This is a genomic window from Pseudostreptobacillus hongkongensis (assembly GCF_001559795.1).
In the GTDB taxonomy this organism is placed as follows: domain Bacteria; phylum Fusobacteriota; class Fusobacteriia; order Fusobacteriales; family Leptotrichiaceae; genus Pseudostreptobacillus; species Pseudostreptobacillus hongkongensis.
Window position 1 is genome coordinate 5,583 of the sequence record NZ_LOHY01000154.1, and the last position, 23,305, is coordinate 28,887.

Consider the following 23,305-nt stretch of genomic DNA (forward strand, 5'->3'; position numbering starts at 1 on the left):
ATCTCCTTTTGGTCCTTTAAAATCTTTATCATTTTTCAATGTTTCTTTATCTAATGTTACTGTTACTACTTCTTTCCCACCTTTTTTTACTTTTGTTGTTTTCAATCCTTCTCCAAATTCAAATCCTAATTTATTAACGGATATATCTTCTGGACCTGTTGTATCTTTTATATTATAAAAAGTAATTGATGGAACTGTTATTTTATTTATAACAGAATAAAGTTGTGAACCATTTATTGCATCTGTTGATGATGCACTTATAAGTCCTGGAGCAACATTTTGTAATCTTCTTTCACTTCCTATATTTCCAAAACTTACTAAACTTACAGGACCTGTACTTCCACCTGCAAAATTAAAAGTCACTCCATTTATTGTTTCTTGAGTATACACACTCGTTCCTTTTGAATTATTACCATCATTTTCTAAAGTTTTAGAATCGCTACCTAAAGCTAAACTTTTATCTACATCAGATATAGCATTATTCCCTAAAGCTAATGAATTTGTATTTTTTGCTTTTGATTTTTTACCTATAGCAATAGTTTCTGTTACAGTTAGTAGATTCCCATTACTTCCTGTTCCCGCTTCCTTACCTATGGCTATATTATCACTCCCTACTATATAGTTCCCTGCATTATTCCCTAAAGCTAAATTATCACTTCCTGTGATATTATTTCCAGAATTTCCTCCAGAGGTATAATTAGAACTACCAGTAATATTATTACCACTAGCATAACCTAGTGCCGTATTAAAACTACCCGTAATTAATTTACCCGCTTCTTTACCTAATGCAAAATTTGCTTCTCCTATAATCTTAGAACCTGCATTAACTCCTGCTGCAAAATTATCTTGTCCTGCTATCCAGTTCCCTGAAGCAAATCCAAAAGAAATATTATGTTCTGCTTTATCTACTGGTGTTAAATTAGTTGTATCTATCTCACCTGCAGCATTTAATGAAGCTCTATAATCATATCCCACATAATTTCCTGCTTTTTCAGCAAAAGCCAAATTAAAATTACCTACAACATTACTTCCGGCTGTTTTACCAAATGCTAAATTATTAACACCTTGTGATTGTCCATATCTAGCCTCCCCTGTAGCACTAGCATTTACAACAAAACCATTAACATTTTCTCCAGCATTTAATCCAAATGCTAAATTATATGCTCCACCAACATTTTTACCTGAATTTTGTCCTATTGCAATATTTCTATTACCAGAAGTATTATGCCCTGAATCTTGACCTATAAAAAAATTATCATTACCAGTTACATTCCAACCAGCACTTGGACCTAACGAATAATTATTTGAACCAGTCATACCTTGTGCTGCTTTATACCCTAAATTAAAGTTATAATTCCCTTTATTATTATACCCAGCACCTTCTCCAAATGACATATTATATATTCCAGCAGAATCACTACCTGCATCTTTACCAAAAGAAAAGTTATAACTACCACCTATTCTTCTACCACTACTTTCACCAAAATTAAATATATATTCAGAACTAGTATTCCATCCAGCTAATCTTCCAAAAGTAAATTGATAAGAACCTGTAGCACTATCTCCAGCACTTTCACCAACAACTATCTTATTATGTCCCCAACCAGCTTGTCCAGCCCTGTTTCCTATATATAGAGCATATTTACCACCAACACCCTGTACATTATCTCCTAAATATATTATCTTTTCCGGGTTCCACATTATATTATTTTCACCAATTACTAAGGTATTAGTTGCTGCATTCATATCATTATCATTTCCAATAACAGTTGCATTGTTCCCTCCTCTATTATTACCAGTACCTGTTATTGTATATGCTGTTTTACTTATAGTTGAAAGTCCAGCCAATAAAAATATATACATTATTTTTCTAGTTATTTCTTTCATTTTGTCTCCTAATAATTAAAGTTTATTCATATTTTCAATTTATTAGATATCATTTTTATTTCTTAAAGTCAACTTTTTTTTAACATATATTTTCCTTAGTTTTTTATTAGTATTCCCCCCCCACCGCATTTTTAAAGGGTAAATCACCTTTTTAATTCTAAATATTATACAAAATAAATTTAAAAAAACTGTACCCAAATAACAAAAAGTATAAAAAAATGTACCTCCAAACTATTTTAATTTTTTCTGTCCAGTTTGTTGGTACATGTTCTATTTTGGTATATATTTTTATATAACATTATTTTACAATTCTTAAATTAGAATACTGGGTATCCTTCTTGACTATAATTATCTTTTAAGAATTTCTTAACACTACTTGATGTCATAGCTTTTGCTAAGTCTTTTATTTTTTGACTATTTTTATTATCTTGTCTTGATGCAAGTATTATTGAATATCTTTTGTTAGATCCTGTTTCAGTAAATAAAGCATCTTTTACATGAACACCTATTTTTAACATATGTGATGGCCAGTTAAATGCAAGATCTGCTTCCTTATATGCTTGTACTAAACTTGGAATTGGAACAGGCATAAATTGTAAATTCTTTTTAGAATTATTAACATCTGATAAATTATATAATCCATTTTTAGATTTTAAACTTATTAATCCTTCTTTAGCTAAAATTCTTAAAGCTCTATCTTGATTAGTTGGATCGTTAGGTATAGCAACTTTAGCCCCATTAGGTATACTTGCTTTATTCTTGTATTTAGTTGAATAAAATCCTACATAAACATCATAAACAGGTACAACTTTAACTAAATGTCCATTATTTCTTTCATTAAACACACCCATAAATGGCTCATGTTGATGGAAGTTAGCATCAAAATCTCCAGCCTCTAACCCTTTATTTGCAGTTACATAGTCTGTTAATAAAGTTATTTCAACTTTATAGCCTTTCTTTTCTAATTCACCAGCTGCGATCTTAACAATTTCATTCATAGGGTGTCCAGCTGCTGCAACTTTAATCACTTTATCATTTGCTAAAGCAAATGTAGTAAACATCATAGCGATGAATAACAATAATTTTTTAAACATTAAAAATCTCTCCTTTTCTTATTTAATTTATTAGATATATATGTACCTAAAAATTGTATAACAAAAACAATAAATATCATTATAAGGACTACTTTATATACCAGCTCATAGTTATATTCATAATAACCATAACGCATAGCATAATCTCCTATTCCTCCACCACCTACTATTCCCATAACAGTAGAATAAGATATAAAGCTAATTATAGCTGATGTAAGTCCTAATACTAAACTACTTCTTGACTCAACAAGTAAAAAATGCCATATAATTTGAAATGTAGTAGCTTTCATAGAAAGTGCTGCATCTATTACTCCAGTATCAACATCATGAAATGACTGTTCAACAAATCTTGCATAAAGAGCAACTGCTACAAAGCATATAGGAAAACTTGCTGGAAGAAGTCCAAAAGCTGTTCCAAATACAAGTCTTGTAAGAGGTATAAGTACAACAACAAATATTAAAAATGGAAAACTTCTAACAACATTAATATATACATTCACTGGTATATATATCCACATATTTTCTTTTATAGATCCCTTTTTAGATAAATATAGTATAGATCCTAAAGGAATCCCTATTAAAAGAGCACATATGGTTGGTATAAGAACCATTATCATAGTATCCTTTATTGAAAGTATTAATTCTAAATCCATTATTTTAATACCTCCCTTACATATTCTAAATAACTTTGATCATTTTCTTTTTCTATTTCTTTTTTCACATCAAAAGTATCTAATATATTTCCATTTTCAATAACAGATACTCTATCACATAATTTTTTAGCAACATCTAATTCATGTGTTACTATTAATATAGTTGTATTATATTCCTTATTTATTTTTTTAAATAAAGCTATTATTTCATCCTTGACTATTTTATCAAGCGAAGCAGTTACTTCATCACAAAGTAGTAAATCTGGTTCCGTTACTATAGCTCTTGCTATAGCTACTCTTTGCTTTTGTCCTCCTGATAAAGAGGAAATATAGCTATCTTTTTTATCCAATAATCCAACAAATGTTAAAGCATCTTCAACCTTTTTCTTATTTTTTACTCCTTTTAAAATTAAAGGTAATTCAACATTTTGAAAAACAGTTTTATTGTATAAAAGATTAAAGTCTTGAAATACATAAGATGATAATAAGCTTTTTCTTTCAAATTTAATCAGACCACTATCTTGTTTGACTAATCCTTGTATAATTTTAAGAATAGTTGATTTTCCACTACCAGACCTACCAACCAATCCATAAATTTCACCATCTTCAACTTCAAAATTTACATTTATTTCAAAATCTTCAAACTTTTTCTTTATATTTTCCAATTTCATTCCTATCACCTTTTTTATTTTAGCATATTTCTTATCAACAAAAAATTTTTTTAATAAAATTAATTAAAAAAAGGAATTAAAATTATCATTTTTATTATTTTTGATAATTATAATTCCATATTATAAAATTTTTTACTTTAGCAAACATCTCTAAAATGCTTTAAATAAACATAAAACACCGATTATCATTTTTTATTATAATTAAACATATATATGCCCGTAACTGTTATTATAACATAACCAATAACACTATATATATCAGGTATTTCATTTAAAAATACTATACCTAATATAGAAGAAAATATAACCTGCGTATACTCAAAAACTCCTACTTCACGCGAACTTGCAAACTTATATGCAAAAGTTATTCCATATTGTCCTATAGAACCAAATATTCCTATAGATAATAATAACATCAATGTTTTTAAATCTAAACTAGGTGTGTTTATTATTAATTCAGGTATGAATATTACACAACTAACAAAAGAAAAGTAAAAAACTATAGCAAAAGGATTTATATTTCCTCTTATTCCAAGACCCCTTATACTAATATATGCTAAAGCCGTACAACAAGCCCCCAACATTGCAAGTATATATCCAAATGAAAAACTCGAACTACCAGGTTTGACTATAAATATAACTCCTATAAAAGCTATAAAAAGTCCTATAAAATGAATACTCGTGAATTTTTCTTTAAAAAATATATATGACAGTATTAGCATTATAAAACTTGAAAGTTTCTGCATTATAGTAGAATCAGCAAGTGGTATATACATTAAAGTATAAAAACTAATAATTACACCTAATGTACCACATATTACTCTTAAACTAAGTAAAGGAATATCTTTTTTATCAACCTTCAAACTAATACCTTCCATTTTAATAACTATAAAAGTTATTATTGTTATTACTATATTTCTAAAAAACATTTTATTACCAACACTTACATCAGGCAATAATTTAACTATCATTTGCAATGTAGAAAATCCTATTGCTGATAAAAGTATAAAAAACACTCCTAATAAATATCTATTTTTTATCATAATTCTCCTTAACTATACAAACTCAACAAAAACTTCATTAGAAAGCATTATACCTTCTTCTGTTAAATATAGTCTTCCTTCCTTAACTTCCAACAAACCTCTTTTTATAAGTTTTTCTATTTTTTCATTTTCAGTGTATTCTACACCTTTTTCAAGCATTCTTAAACCTAAAATATATTTTAAGTTATCCACTTCTTTTTCATCAACTATTTCTATAGTTTTATCATTTATTGGTATAATTCCTTCATCTATAAACTTATAATATCTAGTTAAAGCCTTTACCTTAGAAAATCTTTTACCATCATAATAACTTGTAGCATTAACACCCACTCCTACATATTCAATATTTTGCCAGTATTTTATATTATGTTTACTATTTTTACCCAATCTAGAAAATGATGAAATTTCATAATGAGTATAACCATTATTTTTTAGAGTTTCTCTTATTTTTATAAACATATCGGCTTCTAAATCTTCATCTAAAGCTTTTAATTCTCCTTTTTCTAATCTCCTTGTAAAATTAGTTCCTTCTTCCCAAATTAAAGAATAAATAGAAAGATGTTCTGGATTAAGATTAATAAATTCAGTTAAATCATTTTCAAGCATTTTCATACTTTGACCAGGAACTCCAAAGATTAAATCTAATGATATATTATCAAAACCTGCAATTCTTGCATTTCTATATGTTTCTTTTGCTTTAGCTGAGCTATGATCTCTATTCATAAATTTAAGCATTTCATCATCAAAACTTTGAAATCCTATACTCAATCTATTTATCCCTGCCCCTCTTATGGCCTTTAACTTTTCTAAATTCATATCACTTGGATTTAATTCTAAAGTTATTTCAGCATCATCTGTTTTATCTAAAACACTCAATATTCTAATTATCTGATTTTCATTTAAAAGAGAAGGAGTACCTCCACCAAAATATATTGTATTATACTTATATTTAGGATATAGCTCAATTTCTTTAATAAGATAATCAACATATTTTTCTATTTTATCATTCATATTTATAAATACATGAAAATCACAATAATAACACCTTCTATTACAAAAAGGTATATGTATGTATATACCATCTATATTTCTCATAAATTCCCCTTATAATAAAAATTGGCATCCCTATAAGCCAAATTCTGTATTTGTCAATCATTTTTCTAGGAGTATAATTACTTATACCCTCAAGCGAATAACCAAAAGAGAGACGAGCAGCCTCATATTCTTTTATCACATTCTTGCTTCTGGAGGGGTTTACAAAAACTATAGTTGCCTATAATTCTAGTGAGCTCTTACCTCACTCTTTCACCCTTACCTTAAAAAGGCGGTTTACTTTCTGTTGCACTTTCCTTAAGATTACTCTTAGCAGTCGTTAACTGCCTCCATTGCTCTATGAAGTTTGGACTTTCCTCAAGACTAGCTTGCGATTGACTGGGATACCAATATATTAATATTACACTATATTTAGAAAATTAGCAATATTTATAGATTATAAATATTCAAAAACATCACTTGAATTATATTTTATAACCTCTAAATCAGCATCTATATCTTTTAATATGTTTTCTAATAAATCTACAACAAATTTTTCACTTCCATAATGTTCTAGATCTATTAAATGTAGATCTTGTTCACTACTATCAAGAGCTATATGATGTCTTAAATCTCCAGTAATAAATAAGTCAACATCACTTAAAACTTGAGGTATAAAACTATCTCCACCTCCTGTAGTAAGACCTAATTTTTTAATTTTTTTATTTTGTTTTGATCTAACTATTCTTATATTTTTAAGACCTAACTCATTTTTTATATATTTAGCTAAATCTGATAATTCCCATTCTTCATCTAAAATAACTTTTCTTAATGGAATTAAATCATAATCATAAATTTCTCCTTTTAAGTTCATTTTAGATAAAACATAATCATTTAATCCACCTTTACCTGAATCAAGGTTAGTATGTGCTGCATATACTGCAATCTTATTTTCTATAAGCTCTAAAATTTTTCCTCCAAGTAAATCATCTTTAAGTATCTTCTTAGAAGGTGAAAATATTAAAGGATGGTGAGAAATTATTAAATCAACATTTTCCTCTTTTGCTTTTTTTATAGCTTGGTATGTTAAATCAAGACAAACTAAAACTTTATTTATTTTTTTATCTTTATCTCCAACTAATAATCCAACATTATCCCAATTTTCGGCAAGTTCTAAAGGGAATCTTTCTTCAAATTTTTCTGATAGTTTAGCTAAGTTTAGCATCTAGCTCCTCCATTTCACTATATAATCTTTCAAGTTCATCTAATATTTGAATATTAAATACTAAAGATAATTTAAATATGGCATTTTTTATAAGTTTATCAACATTTTTAGTTCTTAAATCATTTTCTTCTGATATTTCTTGTGTAGTATGTTTATGACCTTCAAGTCCTAAATAAATAGAAAGTGCATTTTCTTCAACATAGTTTATTTTATTTGTATTCATAGCTATATCAAATTTCTTTTTAACTCTTTCCATTTCAAAAATTATATCATCATAACTTAATTCAAACTTAACATCACCAAACATTTCTTTTAATTCATTATAGTAATCTTCTGTAATTCCTATTCTATTTAAAATATCTCCTAATTTTTCACCTTCATTTAGTTCGCTTTGTATTTTAACATAAAGTAAATATACATATTCTTTTTCTTCTATATCTGATAATTCCTTTTTCTGATAAGAAACCATAGCTTTTTTAACATAATATCTTAATATATATTTAAGCGCTTCTTCATCATAATTTTGAGATAATTTTTCATAAAATTCATTTCTAAATTTTACCATAGCAAATAACCCTTCTTGTTTAATATCTAGCATAGAAAAATTTATTTTTGTATTTTTAATTGCTTCTTCTAAAACAATTTTTGAATATGAATTTAAAACATCATCTCCGTAATCTTCTTCACTTTCTAAATAATTATCAAAATAATCAACTATTTCTGCATCACTATAATATGAATCATGCATTTCTTCATAATTAATATCAAATTTTTCTTCAACTATATTAATATTATTTTTATAGCAGTAAACTATTAAACTTAAAAAATCTAAGTCATTTAATGATAGATCTTTAAATATCTCATCATAATTAACCTTTCCACTTAATTCTATGTCTTTTATAATACTTGCAATTTTATTCATCATTTCTCTCTTTCTTATTTTTGTATTTTAACTCCTATTCCACCTATAAATCCTATTCTTGAACTATTAAATCCAGCCCCAGCATAAGTATCTATTTCAAGATTTTTAACATATCTATTTCTTGCACCTATTCCAAATCCAGTAGAATACTTTCTATCATTATTTTCATATATACGAGTATATCCAAAATCATTAAATAGATATACTTTAGTACCAACTATATCTAATGTATTCCATTCAAGTTTATAATCTAGTATCATATCACCTTTTAAGTATTTATCTAAAGCTCTTAAATTTCTTGTTTTTATATCACTATTACTATTTTTAAAAGCAAATTCTAAATTAGTGTCAACAGTACTATTTTGATATTGAGTATCCCATTTTAAAACCACATTATTCCCTAAAATTATATTGCTTCCTGAATTGAATAAATTTTGTCTATAATTTAAAAATCCTTTGTTATAGAAAATGAAGCCTTCTTTTCTAAAATTGTATTCATAGTTAGTTTTAAAATTTAAAGTATGTTCTTTTTTATATCTATACTCAAGTTCTGTTCCTAATTTTAAATCTTGTTTATAGCTCTCTTTATTTTCACCTATTAAATACTTATCATATTTACCTCTTAAATACACATTTTTATCTGTATCAATACCACTTTCTACAAAATATTTATTAAAGTTTTTATAATCTGATATACTATACCCAAAATTAATTTTTGCATTAAATTTATCTTCTAAAGATATACTAGAATTTAATTTCATAACATCATTATCTCTAAAATTATTAAACTCTAAATTACTCAATACTTCTGTACTTGTATTAACTATATCAACCATAAACGATGTATCTATATCTTTTTCCATATATTCATCTACTAATATTCCATATCTACCTTCATCATCTATAGAAGCCCTAATATATAGATAAACATTTTTTTCATCTTTTAACATAAACAAGTTTTTTTCACTTAATATATCTTCAAAATACTTAACAGTTTTTCCTATATATATACTAGGTAATGAATTTAATATAGCCTGTTTATCCCTAATTTTAGAATTTATTTTAATAAACTGTATTTTAGGATATATTATTAACTCATCTCCTTTATCTTCTACATCATAAATCCCTTTATATTTTTCTTCTAAATATTCTTTAGGATTTTTTACTTCCTTTAAAATATCTATATCCTTATTTTCTATATACCTTGTGTAACCATTAACCTCTTTAGAAAAAGTTAAACTTCCTAAAATTATACAAAACCAAAAAAGCTTTTTCATCATTCCTCCCTGATAATTTTATACACTAAGTTTATCATTTTTGAAAATTTTTTTCTATACTTATTGAATATTTTTTTTAAACTCTGTATAATTAAGATTATTTGATTTATATTAAGAAAGGAAATTTATGTTTAAAAGTAATAATACCGTTTTATTTTCTATATTAATGATAATTATTACCCTATTTTTAGTTTTTTATCTTAGTAAGAGATATAAACTAAATAAAAAACAATTAATGATATTTACTATATTAGTATTGTTTTGGAGTAGTGTAAGTATAATAAGATCATATAGAAAACCTTATGTTATAACAAACGTGGAAATGGGAGGACTGGGACTTGATGTTGCTCTTGCAGCTCAGATTGCATCTGCTTACGGGCTTATAAGTTTTTTCCTTAGGTTACCTTTATTTATATTTAGTGATATTTTAAATAAAAAAAAGATATTTATACAATTTGGTATGATACTAATGGCTATAGCTTCTATATTAGTTGTCTTTAAGCCAAGTTATAATACATTATATATTTCATCACTATCTATGGGTGTGTGCGCTTCTATGATAGCTATATTTAATGTTATATTTTCTGAAACATTTGCAAAAGATAATACAACTGTTTCAGTTTCTATACTTGCATCAGCTCCTTTACTTGGAGAATTTATAGCTGCTCCTATACAATTTTTAGGAACTTATGGAGAATATAAAAACTTTTGGTTCTTATGGATATCTTCTACTGTTATTGCAATAATAACACTTATATTAACATTTTTCTTAAAAGAAATAGAAATAGAAAAAAAAGAACTAACTATAAAAAAAATAGGTGTAGTTGTTAAAAATAAAGCATTTATATTCATATGTTTTATAGCACTAGTTCAATCTTATGTTAAGTTTTCTACTAGTGGTACCAATATGTTAGCATATGGTAAAAATATTGAAATGAGTTCACTTTTATTAGCTTATAGTGATGCAATCTTTGCTATATTTCAATTAATTGCAAGTGTTCTTGTAGGTACTTATTTTATAAAGAAAATAAGGGTTGAAAGAACTCTTCAACTAGGAATATTATTTTCTATGTTATTTTTCATAATAGCTATTAACACTAATAATCCTATCATAGTATTTTTAGCCTATGCATTTAATGGTCTTGGATATGGACTAATATACACTTCCCTTATATCTATTGCACTTGAATATTTTGATAGCAGTTATAGAAATATAAGTATGGGAATATTTCAAGCATTTTTCTCAGCCGGAATATTTTGGGGTGACTATATTCATAAATGGCTTGGTAACTTAAATTTAGGTATTCTAAATATAGATAATTCTAAAAATATGTTCTTAGTTGCATTTATGGTTTCTATAATAGGACTTATTTTATGTAATATAAACATATCTATAAAAAACAAAAATAATTAGAAAAAAGACTGTTTCTCCTTAAAAGAGATTCAGTCTTTTTTATACTTTTCGTTTAATTTTATAAACTTATTAAGAATAATTAAATTTAAATTATCCCATTATAACAACTTTTATAATTATAATAAGTTTATTCCATTTTCTTTACATTTTGTTTCTATTTCTTTTGTCCAAATAGATGCTTGAACCTCACCAATATGAGCTTTTTGAAGTAAGAACATACACATTCTTGATTGTCCTATTCCTCCTCCTATTGTAAGAGGTAATTCATCATTTAATAACATTTTGTGGAAATCATAATTTTCTCTTTCTTTATTTCCTGCTATTTCTAATTGCTTTCTTAAAGAATCTTTATCTACTCTTATACCCATAGATGATAATTCGAAAGCTGATTTCAACACATCATTCCATACTAGAATATCTCCATTTAATTCCCAATCATCATAATCTGGAGCACGTCCATCATGTTTTTCTCCACCATTTAAAACTTTACCTATTTTCATTAAAAATACTGCTTTATGTTTTTTAGTAATTTCATTTTCTCTTTCTTTTGGTGTAAGATTTGGATACATATCTTCTAATTCTTGAGAAGTTAAGAAGTATATATCGTTAGGTAAAACTATTTTTAATTCATGATACTTCATATTTAAAAATGCTTCTGTTGCTAAAAATACTTTATAAATTTTAGTAACTATTTCTTTTAAGAATTCTAAACCTCTTGCTCTATCTTCTTTTGTTATTACTCTTTCCCAATCCCATTGATCTACATAAATAGAATGAGTATTATCTAAATCTTCATCACGTCTTATAGCATTCATATCTGTATAAATACCATAACCTTCTTTTACACCATAACGTTTAAGAGCCATTCTTTTCCATTTTGCAAGGGAATGAATAATCTCTATATTATCTCCTGGTGCCTCCTTCATATCAAATTGAACTGGTCTTTCAATTCCATTTAAATCGTCATTTAAACCTGTTGATTTAACAACAAAAAGTGGTGCTGAAATTCTTGTCAAATTAAGAGCATCTGCTAAACCTCTTTCAAAAAAATCTTTAATTTCTTTTATTGCTATCTCTGTTTGCATTATATCCAAACTTGTAGCATAATTTTCTGGAATAATTAAATTCATACTTATTCACTTCCTTTCTTTAATTTTTCTAAAAATTCATTTTCATTTAAAATATCTATACCTAAATCTTTAGCTTTTTGTAATTTTGAACCTGCTTTTTCACCTACAATTAAATAATCTAGATTTTTACTTATACTAGAAAGATACTTTCCACCATTTTTTAAAATAATTTCTTTTATTTCATCTCTTGAATATTGTTCAAGTTTTCCTGTCGCAAGGAAACTTTTATTAGTTATAAAGCTATTGTTAGTAATTACTTCTTTTTCTTTAGAAAGAGTAAAGCCTATTTTTTTCATTTTTTCTATAATTTTAATATTTTCTTCACCTTTAAAGAAATTGAATATTGAAAATGCAACTTTTTCTCCTACACCTTCACAAAGTTTTAATCTTTCTACATCCGAATTAATTATATTTTCTATATTTCCTAATTCATTAACTATAATTCTCGAAGTTGTTTTACCAACAAATTCTATACCTAATGCATAAAAGACTTTATCAAAACTAGTATCCTTACTTTTTTCTATATTATCTAAAAGTTTTTCTACACTTTTTTCTCCCATTTTTTCAAGAGAAATTAACTCTGATCTATAGTTTTTCAAACTATATATATCAGTAAAATCTTTTAATATATCCAAATCAACAAATTTTTCTATTATTTTATTACCCATACCTTGTATATTTAAAGCATCTCTTGAAACAAAATATTCTATTCTTCTTTTAACTTTTTCTATACAATGAGAATTTTTACATTTAAGTGCAACAAGCGTATCTTCTCTAGTTAAAGTTGAATCACAACTAGGACAATTTAAAGGAATTAATATATCCTTTTCCATACCATTTCTCTTTTCTAATTCTACTTTAACTATCTGTGGTATAATTTCTGCTGCCTTTTCTACTATAACTGTATCTCCTATTTTAAGTCCTAGTCTATCTATTTCATCAAAATTATGAAGTGAGGCTCTTCTAACTATACTACCAGAAACATTTACTGCTTTTAATTCTGCAACTGGTGTAATAACTCCAGTTCTACCTACTTGATAAGTTATGTCTAATAATTTTGTTTCTTTTTGTTCTGCCTTAAATTTATATGCTATAGCCCATCTTGGTGACTTAGCTGTATAACCTAATTTTTCATAATATTTAAAATCGTTTACTTTAATTACAAGTCCATCTGTTTCATAATCAAGTTTTTTTCTTTTACTATCCCAATAATCTATTTCTTTTTCAAGTTCTTCAATATTTTTACAAACATTAAAAACTCTCGTAGTTTTAAAACCTAATTTTTCTATATATGTTATAGATTCTAAATGAGTTTTTATTCCATAGTTTTCTGCATTAACAAGATAGTATAAATAGCAATCTAAATTTCTTTCTTTTACTATATTTTTATCTAATTGTCTTAAAGTCCCTGCTGCTGCATTTCTAGGATTAGCAAATACTACTTCACCATTTTCTTCACGCTCTATATTAATTCTTTCAAATTCTTTTAAAGGTAATACTATTTCTCCTCTTACTTCTAAATCAATACTTTCATTTAAAGTTTTTGGTATAGATAAAATTTGTAAAACATTTTCTGTAACATCTTCACCAACACTTCCATCTCCACGAGTAACAGCTCTTACAAGTCTTCCCTTTTCATATATCAAACTAATACTTAAACCATCAAGTTTTAATTCTAATACATATTCTATATCAGTTTCTATTATCTTTTTACATCTTAAATCAAAAGCTCTTAGATCATCTATATTATATGTATTTGAAAGACTTAACATAGGAACTTTATGTCTGACTTTAGAAAACTTATCTGAAGATACTCCTCCTACAGTATTTGTTGGGGTATTTTCTGATTTTAATTCAGGATATCTATTTTCTAATGCTTCAAGTTCTTTTAAAAGCATATCATATTCAAAATCTGTAATTAAACTTTCATCAAGGTTATAATAATGATGATTATATTTTTCTATATCTTTTTTCAATTTTTCATAGATTAAAGCTATATCTTTCATATTATATCCCTTTCCAGTTAATTATACTTTTTGTATCTTCAAATGATTTACCTAACATAAAATCATTAAGATTATTTAAATTTCCACAAATAGCTGGGTGATTATGTTTAATTATCTTACCACTTAAAATATTCTTTTCTAAAACTGCAGCATCATTACCCCATAATAAATAGGTAATATCCTTATTTTTTGTACTTATATATTCTATCAAAGTCTTTGTAATATCTTGCCAAAATTTATGATGAGCTCCAGCTTTATCTATTTCTGTTGTTAATGATGAATTAAGTAAAAGTACTCCTTGTTTTCTCCAACTTTCAAATAAGTCTATGGGTGCTAATATTTTGAAATCTTCCTTTTTTATAGCTTCACGAATTTCATTTATATCTTCGTATTTACCTGTATATGTCTTGTATATTAATTTAAGCATATTCTTAAGTGAAGTATTAACTTTTTCATCAAACCAGCTATTACTTTTAACCTCAAATGCAAGACCAGTTGCAACACCTTTTTGAAAATATGGATCTTTACCTATTAAACAAACCTTAATATTATTTAAATCATCTCTTAGAGCTTTAAATATATCATTTTCTTTAGGTGTATAATCTATATTATCATGTTTTAAATTACTTAAAAAATCTTTTATAGCTATTACTCTACTACTTGTAAAAAACTCTTTATATGAATTATTTATTTCATACTTTTCTAAAAATTCATCTATTATATTTTCCATTTTATTTTCATCTAATATTTCAAATATTTTAAATTTGCTATTATGAGACATCACATATATTTTTGAATTAAATATTATGATTTTTGATATCTCAAAATTAAATACTATTTGTTTTTTTATAATATTAAAATTCTTATCAGTTATTATTAATTCCCCTATAGAAGTTCCAAAATAGAAATAGTCATAATCATTATCTATATATGTTATTTGGTAATCAGATATTTTATAGGATTTTTTTATTTGTGATTCTAAAATATCCCACACTTCTATTTCTCCTGTATTTGTAGAACCTAAATAGTTCAGTTCTACAATTTTAGAATAAACATGATTTACTGAAGAACTAAATTTAGAAATTATTTTTAAAGTATTAAGATTAAATATTAAAATTTCTACATCACTAGTTCCCATTTTTCTATGTTTTATTATTACATTTTCTTCAGATATATATAGCTTATATATACCTTCACCTAAAAACTTTAAAGGATAAGTTTTTAAATTTTCATCTATTAAATTATATACATACATAACATTATTTAGAATGTATACGACATTACCTCTTGAACTAACTTGAATATTATCTACAAAACTATTATTTATATTCAAATCAATTTCTTTTTCTATCTTATATTTACTAGAATTAATCTTATATATTTTTTGGTTAGAAATCGCATAAAAATCATTACTTTGGAATAATTGATTGTCATATTTAATAAATCTTAAATTCTGACTTTTTTTCATCTTACCTTTTATACTTTTTATAATCTTATTATCTTTTACAAAATTTAAACTATCCCCAGTCATTATTATTTTTAAATTTGTCCTATCTATTGCAAAATCAGATATATTAAATCCAAAACTAAAACTGTCTTTTAATATTAATTCCATATTCACACCCCAAATATATTATTAAACCCTCATAACAGTAACTATAACTGTTGGAACCTTACCTACATTATCATTAAAGAAACTATTAAGTGTATTAATTATTGATGATTTAATTCTTTCAACATCTAATTCCTTATTAGATTCTAAATTTAATAATTTTGCTTTTATTACTTCTTTCATATTTTCTGAAATTTGAGATGTATTATCATCTTTTTTGTATAAGAAACCTTTAGTAAATATTACTGGATCCCCAATAAATTTAGCATCTTGATTTTGTGCAAGAGATATAGTTAATACTCCATTATCTGCTAAACTTTGTCTTTCTCTTAATATTTGCTCTCTAACATTTCCAACACTATCTCCATATATATATACTGCTCCACTTGGAACTTTTCCATCAACCTTAAAACTATTAGGTGTAAGCTCTAATCTTGATCCATTTTCTGCAAGTATAATATTTTCTGAAGGTATACCTACTTGCATTGCAAGTTCCTTATGTTTTTTTAACATTACATATTCACCATGTACTGGCATAAAGTATTTAGGTTTTACTAAATTTAACATTAATTTTTGTTCTTCTTGGCAACCATGTCCAGAAACGTGTATTCCTACACCTTTTTCAAATACTACATCTGATTCTCTCTTTAATAATTGATTAATATTTTTATATGCTGATTTTTCATTTCCAGGTATAGGTGATCCTGAAATTATTACTTTATCATTAGGTCTTAAAGAGATAGACTTATGTGTTCCATTAGCTATTCTTGAAAGAACTGATAATGGTTCTCCTTGAGTTCCTGTACATATTATCATAACTTTATTTTCTTGCATATTTTCAGCTTGTTCTAATGTTATTATTATATTCTTAGGAATTTTTAAATATCCAAGTTTAGAACATATATCAAATATTTTGATCATACTTCTACCATCTATAGCTATTTTTCTACCGTACTTTTGAGCAATATATACTATTTGTTGTAGTCTATGAACGTGAGATGCAAACGATGCAAGTATTATTCTACCAGGAGCTTTAGATACTTCTTCATCTATACTTTTACCTACTGTAGATTCTGAAGGTGTATATCCAGGTACTTGTGAATTAGTACTATCTGAAAGCATTAAATCTACCCCTTCTTCTCCTATTGCTGCAAGTCTTCCAAAGTCAAAACCTTCTCCATCAACTGGTGTTAAATCAACTTTAAAATCACCCGTATGAAGTATAGTACTTGTAGGTGTTTTTATTCTAATAGCATAACAATCTGCTATAGAATGTGTAACACTAATAAATTCTACTGTAAAATATTTAGAAATCTTAATTTCTTTTCTCCCTTTTATATATACACATTTAGGTTTACTCGCACTAACCCTTTCAAATTTTGCAAGTGCTAATTCTAAACTTAATTTTCCCCCATACATAGGTATATTTGAACCTAATTTTTGATAAAAATAAGGTACAGCACCTATATGATCTTCATGACCATGTGTTATTAATAATGCTTTTATTTTTGAATTATTTGCTGCTAAATAATCAAAACTTGGTATAATTAAATCAACCCCTAAATGTTCATCTTCTGGAAATGTAAGCCCTGCATCTATAACTATAATTTCATCTCTGTACTGAATTAAAGTCATATTTTTACCTACTTCTTCAAGTCCACCTAATGGAATAATGTATGTTTTATCTGATACATTATTATCTACAACAACATTTTTCTTAGTATCTTTTGATGCTGATACTCTTGGTTTAGAAGCCTTTTTTTGAACGATTTTTGTCTTTTTTTCTTCTTCTGAAAAGAGTTCTTTAGCTTCTTTTATTTTTTTATTCAACTCTTTCATTTTTTTTGAAAAAGAAGTTTCTTTTTTCAAATTAACCATTTATTCTCCTTTCTATATTCTTCTCATTAATTCTTTATCTTACCATCCAAATACATTAACAATACTGATATATCAGCTGGAGTTACTCCTGCAATACGAGATGCTTGTCCTAATGTATGTGGTTTTCTTTCAGTTAATTTTTGTTTTGCTTCACCTGTTATTCCTTTTATATTCATAAAATCAAAATCATCAGGTATTAATTTTTTCTCTAATTTACTATGTTTTTCTATAATTGAATTCGTTTTATTTATATACCCTTCATATTTAATATGAACTTCTATTTGATATTCTGTTTCAGTATCAAATGTAATATTAGGCATATTTTCTATATCTTCTGCTATATATTTTATATCATCATAAGTTATACTAGGTCTTCTTAATAATTCCTTAAGATTAGTTCCACTTTTTAAAGTTTCATTATTTTTATTTAAAACTTCTACTAGTTTTTTATTGCTTACTCCAAGTTTTGTATTTTCTAAAATTTCTACAGTTTTTTCAACATTATTTCTTTTTTCCAATACCTTATTATATTCCTCATCTGATACAAGACCTATTTTATGTCCTATATGTGTAAGTCTTAAATCAGCATTATCTTCTCTTAAGATTAATCTATATTCAGAACGAGCTGTAAACATTCTATATGGCTCTTCTATATCTTTTGTTATTAAATCATCAATAAGAGTAGCTATATATGAACTATCTCTTTCTAGAAGTAAAGGTTCTTCTCCCTTTAAAGCAAGAGCTGCATTTATACCTGCAATTAAACCTTGAACTGCTGCTTCTTCATATCCACTAGTTCCATTTATTTGACCTGCAAGATAAAGTCCCTTTACTTTTTTAGTTTCTAAAGTATAATCTAGTTCTGATGCTTTTACAAAATCATATTCTACGGCATAACCATATCTCATAATTCTAGCATTTTCTAAACCTTTTATACTTCTTACCATAGCTTGTTGTAAATGAGCTGGATAAGAAGTAGAAAGTCCTGATATATATACTTCAGCTGTATCAAATCCTTCTGGTTCTAAAAATAGGTGATGTGAATCTTTATCTGCAAATTTAACTACCTTATCTTCTATGGAAGGACAATATCTAGGTCCTACTGAATCTTTTATAGTCCCATTAAATAAAGGTGATTTATCTATATTATTTTTAATAATATTATGTAGCTGTAAATCAGTTCTACCCACATAACAAGATAATTGTTTTGTATTTAAAATAACTTCATCTGGTGTAGAATTTGAAAATTTCAGTAATTTATCTACCTCTCCTGGTTGTTCTTCTAGAACGTCAAAATTTATAGTTCTTGAATCTATTCTAGGTGATGTTCCAGTTTTAAATCTTCTAACATCTAACCCTAATTCTTTTAAAGAATTTGTTAAATCTTTAGAAGAAAGTTCCCCCATTCTACCTCCTTCAAGTATTTTATCTCCTACATACAATAAACCATTTAAAAACGTACCTGCACAAATAATTACAGAGCTTGCTAAAAATTCTAATCCATTTTTAGTTTTTACTCCTTTTATCTCAAATCTACCATTTTCATTTTTTGTATATATAAGATCTGTAACTATATCTTGTATAACATCAAGGTTTTCTTGATTTTCTACTATTTTCTTCATATTCTTTGCATATATTTTTCTATCTGCTTGAGCTCTTAAAGATCTAACAGCTGGACCTTTTTTAGTATTTAAAACTCTTATTTGTACAAAAGACTTATCTATAGTCTTAGACATTTGTCCCCCAAGAGCATCTAATTCCTTAACTAAATGACTTTTTGCAGGCCCACCTATAGATGGATTGCATGACATAACCCCAATATTATCAAGTGTTATTGTAAACATGGCAGTTTTTTGTCCAAGCCTAGCTGAAGCTAGTGCTGCTTCAATTCCAGCATGTCCTGCCCCAATAACCAACACATCATATTTATTCATAAAGTCTCCTCATTAATTATATTTTAGAAAATATAACAAAATGTTTATTAAATTTCCTAAAGTATAATTTTGAAAGGACAACCGAAACGATTGTCCTTATCAAAAAACTATATTTCTTTTAATACTTTAACTGCATATTGACTTGCTGCTAATAAATTTAATTTTTCTTTAGCTTCTTCAAAAGTTACTTCTTTAAATGGAGTATCTTCTGTTTTTTGAACTACTATAAATGAATTAGCTTCTGGAACTTCAATAAATTCTCCAACTTTTGCATTAAATAATTTATCGTTTATTTCTTTATTATACCCTATTTGAGGTAAATTAGTATTTTCTGTTACTTTTGCAAAGCTATCTAATATACTAAATTCTTTATATTTACCAGTTTTATCTGCTTTAATATCATCCCAAGTTATTTTATTTGTTGCTATTTGTTCTTTTAATGCTAATACTTTAGCTTTTGTTGCTTCTTTTGTTTTTTCTGTAACTTCTATAGGAATTAATATGTGGCTTGCTTTAACTATATTTTTATTATCTTTATTTTTAGAAACAACATATATTATATGATATCCAAATTGAGTTCTTACAGGTCCTACTATATCTCCAGCTTTAGCTGCAGCTATAGCATCTTTAAATTCTGTTACATAATTTGTTATATCTGCTTCACCTAAATCTCCACCATTTTTAGCACTTCCAGGATCTTTAGAAAGTTCACGTGCACGAGCAGCAAAATTATCTTTAGTTAGAGTTTTCATTATCTCTTTAACTTTGTTTTCTGTTTCTTTTGCATCTTCTTCTGTTGTTGCATAAGGCATACCGATAATTTCACCACTTATAGTATGTTTAATATTGAATTCAGATCTATAAGTATTAAAGATTTCTCTCATTTCTTGTTCACTTGCTTTATATGTATTTAATAAATATTGTACATATTCATTACTTATATATTCTAATTGATATTTAGGCAATAAATCTTCATTTAATTTAAGTCCAGCTTCTAAGGCCTTATCTTTTATTTTTATGCTTCTATCAAGATTTGCTTTAAGTCCATCTTTTATAGAAGTTAATAATTCATCAGTATATCCATTACCTTCTGTTACATATTGATTTAATATTTGATTAATTACATCAAATTTCTTAAATTTATATTCGCCTTGAACATAGAAATCTTCATTAATTCTATTATATACAGCTTCAATGTCTTTATCTTTAAAACTTGTTTTAGCATTTAATAAAATATTTTCTAATAATGAATTTTCATATATTGCTGATCTTTCATCACGTATTAATTTTTTAATACTTTCTTTTGATTCTTCTAAAGTTTTACCTTCATACTCACCATATTTAAGTTGATTATATCTTGCTGTTATTTCTTCATCAGTTACAGCAATTTTTTCTTCTATTATTTCTTTTCTTTTTTCAGCTAATAAATAGTTTTCTATATTTTCTCTTAAAGATTGAATACTTTGTCCTTGTGCATTTAATGCAAGAATTAATTTTTGAGCCCCACCCATTTGATCTTCTAATTCTTTATATTTAGCATCTATTGCACTCTTAGAAACTTTAGCTCCTAATTGTTTAGTTAATAGTTTGTTTAAAGATTCTGTTACTAAATCAGATAAAACATATTCTTTTATAACATCTTCTGGCATACTTTTATATTTTTCTTTATCTAATTTTTTAGATTCTATTATCCCTGCGTCTACTTCCTTTATTTTTGCAAGAGCTGTTTGATATTTACTTTCAAAATCTTCCTTATATATTTTTTCACCATCTATTTTCATTACAACTGTTTTTTTATCTCTATTTGATAAAAATGCATAACCTTGTATAACTATAGGAATTATCATACATATAGCTATGATTATAGTAACTATTTTCATTGGCTTTCCCATTTTTCTTAATGCCATTATTCATTTCCTCCTATTTTTTAAATTATATTTTATTATATCATTTTAGTACTTAAATTTCAACCTCGCGCCTTATATTTAACTTAGTTTTTAAAAGGGTTTCTTTATATATATCTATAATTTTTAAAACTTCATTCTTTACATATATAGTCCTTTTTGTTAAAATATCAATGAGGTGATTTTATGTTATTAGGAATTGATATAGGAAATACACATATAGTATTAATATTATTTAACAAAAATGGTGAAATATTAGATAAATTTAGAATACCTTCAAAAACTTTACTAACGGAAGATATGATATATACTTTTTTAAAAGTATTGTTAGAAAATAGAGGAATAAACTTATCAGAAATAGATGATATAGTTTTATCTTCAGTTGTTCCTGAACTTGATGATATTTTCAACTATTTTACTAAAAAATATTTTAATAAGAAACCATATATTCTAACTCTTGAAAATATACCAGAAAAATTACTTAAAATTGATAATAGAGCTGAAAGAAAATTAGGTGCTGATAGAATAGCTACCATACTTGCAATGCAAAATAGATTAAAAGATCGCGAAGCTATTATTATAGATTTTGGGACAGCAACTACTTTTGAACTTGTAAGTTATAATAAATATCTAGGAGGAGCTATATTACCTGGAATAAATCTTTCAATTAATGCTTTATTCCAAAATACTGCTAAATTACCAAAGATTACTTTTGAAAAACCAGAAGTAGATCTTGCAAATACTACAGTAACACAAATTAATACAGGTATATATTATTCAAATATAGGTGGTATAAAAGAACTAATTACCCATTTCAAAAAATTTTCTCCAAATGCATATGTTGTTGCAACAGGAGGTCAAGGAAAGATAATTTCAAAAGATCTGCCAGGTTATATAGATGAATACATACCAAACTTACTTGAAGAAGGCTTATATAAATTTTATAAAGATATATGTAAAAAATATAAATAGGAGAGTTCGCTCTCCTATTATTGACTTCTTTTAATTAAATATTTTAATCTACTTGATACCATTTTAATACCTACTTCATTATCCTTACCTCTAGGAATAATTACATCTGCATATCTTTTTGATGGTTCAACAAACTCTAAATGCATAGGTTTTACAGTACTTAGGTATTGTTCCTTTATATTATCAAAACTTCTACCTCTTTCTTGTATATCTCTTTCCATTCTTCTTAGTAGCCTTATATCATCATCAGTATCTACGAATATTTTCATATCAAGTATATCTCTAATTTTTTCTATTGCAAGAATTAATATTCCTTCAACAATTATTATTGGTTTAGATTCTATCTTTTCTGTTTCTTTACTTCTATTATGCTCTGCAAAATTATATATAGGTTTTTCAATAGACTTACCTTCTTTTAAAGCTAATATATGTTCTCTAAGCAAATCAAAATCTATAGAATTTGGATGATCATAATTAAGTTTTACTCTTTCAGAGAAAGATAAATGATCATTTCTTTTATAGTAAGAATCTTGTTCTATTAAAACAATTTCTTCACCACTTTTTTTTAAATCTTCAAGAACTGCATTTGCAACACTAGTTTTTCCACTACCTGTTCCTCCAGCAATACCTATAATAATTGTTTTTTTCATT

17 protein-coding genes, 1 other RNA gene and 1 pseudogene are annotated in these 23,305 nt (G+C 26.1%); 2 read left to right on the plus strand and 17 right to left on the minus strand.

Features of this window, described 5'->3' with window-relative positions; genetic code table 11:
• The 10 genes and pseudogenes from AYC59_RS07215 to AYC59_RS07260 form a co-directional block, all read right to left on the minus strand.
• Positions 1–1,887, minus strand: a pseudogene (locus tag AYC59_RS07215) (hypothetical protein); the annotation flags it as partial.
• Positions 1,888–2,204: 317 nt separating this feature from the next.
• Complete coding sequence (locus AYC59_RS07220; protein ID WP_066896927.1) at positions 2,205–2,981, minus strand: MetQ/NlpA family ABC transporter substrate-binding protein; 777 nt, start codon at positions 2,979–2,981, stop codon at positions 2,205–2,207.
• The gene (locus AYC59_RS07225; protein ID WP_066896929.1) at positions 2,981–3,634 is read right to left on the minus strand and encodes a methionine ABC transporter permease; all 654 of its coding nucleotides are present in this window, start codon (positions 3,632–3,634) and stop codon (positions 2,981–2,983) included. The genes AYC59_RS07220 and AYC59_RS07225 overlap by 1 nt, the downstream gene beginning before the upstream one ends.
• On the minus strand, positions 3,634–4,305 hold the full coding sequence (locus tag AYC59_RS07230) for an ATP-binding cassette domain-containing protein (protein WP_066896931.1): 672 nt from the start codon (positions 4,303–4,305) through the stop codon (positions 3,634–3,636). The genes AYC59_RS07225 and AYC59_RS07230 overlap by 1 nt, the downstream gene beginning before the upstream one ends.
• Positions 4,306–4,490: 185 nt before the next feature.
• Positions 4,491–5,348: a DMT family transporter gene (locus AYC59_RS07235; RefSeq protein ID WP_066896934.1), complete on the minus strand. Its 858-nt coding sequence runs from the start codon at positions 5,346–5,348 to the stop codon at positions 4,491–4,493.
• Positions 5,349–5,360: 12 nt separating this feature from the next.
• Entirely contained in the window at positions 5,361–6,443 is a 1,083-nt protein-coding gene (hemW, locus tag AYC59_RS07240; protein ID WP_066896936.1) for a radical SAM family heme chaperone HemW, read from the minus strand.
• Between the two features lie 17 nt (positions 6,444–6,460).
• Positions 6,461–6,791, minus strand: an RNA gene (gene rnpB, locus AYC59_RS07245) — RNase P RNA component class A.
• 46 nt (positions 6,792–6,837) lie between these two features.
• The gene (locus tag AYC59_RS07250) at positions 6,838–7,605 is read right to left on the minus strand and encodes a Nif3-like dinuclear metal center hexameric protein (RefSeq protein WP_066896938.1); all 768 of its coding nucleotides are present in this window, start codon (positions 7,603–7,605) and stop codon (positions 6,838–6,840) included.
• Complete coding sequence (locus tag AYC59_RS07255) at positions 7,589–8,530, minus strand: hypothetical protein (RefSeq protein WP_156445526.1); 942 nt, start codon at positions 8,528–8,530, stop codon at positions 7,589–7,591. The genes AYC59_RS07250 and AYC59_RS07255 overlap by 17 nt, the downstream gene beginning before the upstream one ends.
• Before the next feature lie 11 nt (positions 8,531–8,541).
• Positions 8,542–9,804: a hypothetical protein gene (locus AYC59_RS07260; RefSeq protein ID WP_066896946.1), complete on the minus strand. Its 1,263-nt coding sequence runs from the start codon at positions 9,802–9,804 to the stop codon at positions 8,542–8,544.
• Positions 9,805–9,931: 127 nt separating this feature from the next.
• Here AYC59_RS07260 and AYC59_RS07265 point away from each other — a divergent pair, with 127 nt between their 5' ends.
• Complete coding sequence (locus AYC59_RS07265; protein WP_066896948.1) at positions 9,932–11,218, plus strand: MFS transporter; 1,287 nt, start codon at positions 9,932–9,934, stop codon at positions 11,216–11,218.
• Between the two features lie 116 nt (positions 11,219–11,334).
• On the opposite strand, the gene asnA is transcribed toward AYC59_RS07265, so the two are convergent.
• The 6 genes from asnA to AYC59_RS07295 all read right to left on the minus strand — a co-directional run bounded on the left by asnA (position 11,335) and on the right by AYC59_RS07295 (position 21,685).
• The gene (asnA, locus tag AYC59_RS07270; RefSeq protein WP_066896950.1) at positions 11,335–12,348 is read right to left on the minus strand and encodes an aspartate--ammonia ligase; all 1,014 of its coding nucleotides are present in this window, start codon (positions 12,346–12,348) and stop codon (positions 11,335–11,337) included.
• 2 nt (positions 12,349–12,350) lie between these two features.
• Complete coding sequence (ligA, locus tag AYC59_RS07275; protein ID WP_066896952.1) at positions 12,351–14,354, minus strand: NAD-dependent DNA ligase LigA; 2,004 nt, start codon at positions 14,352–14,354, stop codon at positions 12,351–12,353.
• 1 nt (position 14,355) lies between these two features.
• Complete coding sequence (locus AYC59_RS08205; RefSeq protein ID WP_066896954.1) at positions 14,356–15,969, minus strand: uracil-DNA glycosylase family protein; 1,614 nt, start codon at positions 15,967–15,969, stop codon at positions 14,356–14,358.
• Between the two features lie 21 nt (positions 15,970–15,990).
• Positions 15,991–17,844: a ribonuclease J gene (locus AYC59_RS07285; RefSeq protein WP_066896956.1), complete on the minus strand. Its 1,854-nt coding sequence runs from the start codon at positions 17,842–17,844 to the stop codon at positions 15,991–15,993.
• A 26-nt stretch (positions 17,845–17,870) separates the two neighbouring features.
• On the minus strand, positions 17,871–19,778 hold the full coding sequence (gene mnmG / locus AYC59_RS07290) for a tRNA uridine-5-carboxymethylaminomethyl(34) synthesis enzyme MnmG (protein ID WP_066896958.1): 1,908 nt from the start codon (positions 19,776–19,778) through the stop codon (positions 17,871–17,873).
• A gap of 107 nt (positions 19,779–19,885) precedes the next feature.
• Positions 19,886–21,685, minus strand: a complete 1,800-nt coding sequence (locus AYC59_RS07295) for a peptidylprolyl isomerase (protein ID WP_066896960.1) — start codon at positions 21,683–21,685, stop codon at positions 19,886–19,888.
• A 183-nt stretch (positions 21,686–21,868) separates the two neighbouring features.
• On the opposite strand from AYC59_RS07295, the gene AYC59_RS07300 reads away from it, so the two are divergent.
• Positions 21,869–22,654, plus strand: coding sequence for a type III pantothenate kinase (locus AYC59_RS07300; protein WP_066896962.1), 786 nt, complete (start codon positions 21,869–21,871; stop codon positions 22,652–22,654).
• A 17-nt stretch (positions 22,655–22,671) separates the two neighbouring features.
• On the opposite strand, the gene udk is transcribed toward AYC59_RS07300, so the two are convergent.
• The gene (gene udk, locus AYC59_RS07305; protein ID WP_066896965.1) at positions 22,672–23,304 is read right to left on the minus strand and encodes a uridine kinase; all 633 of its coding nucleotides are present in this window, start codon (positions 23,302–23,304) and stop codon (positions 22,672–22,674) included.
• Position 23,305 lies beyond the last annotated feature (1 nt).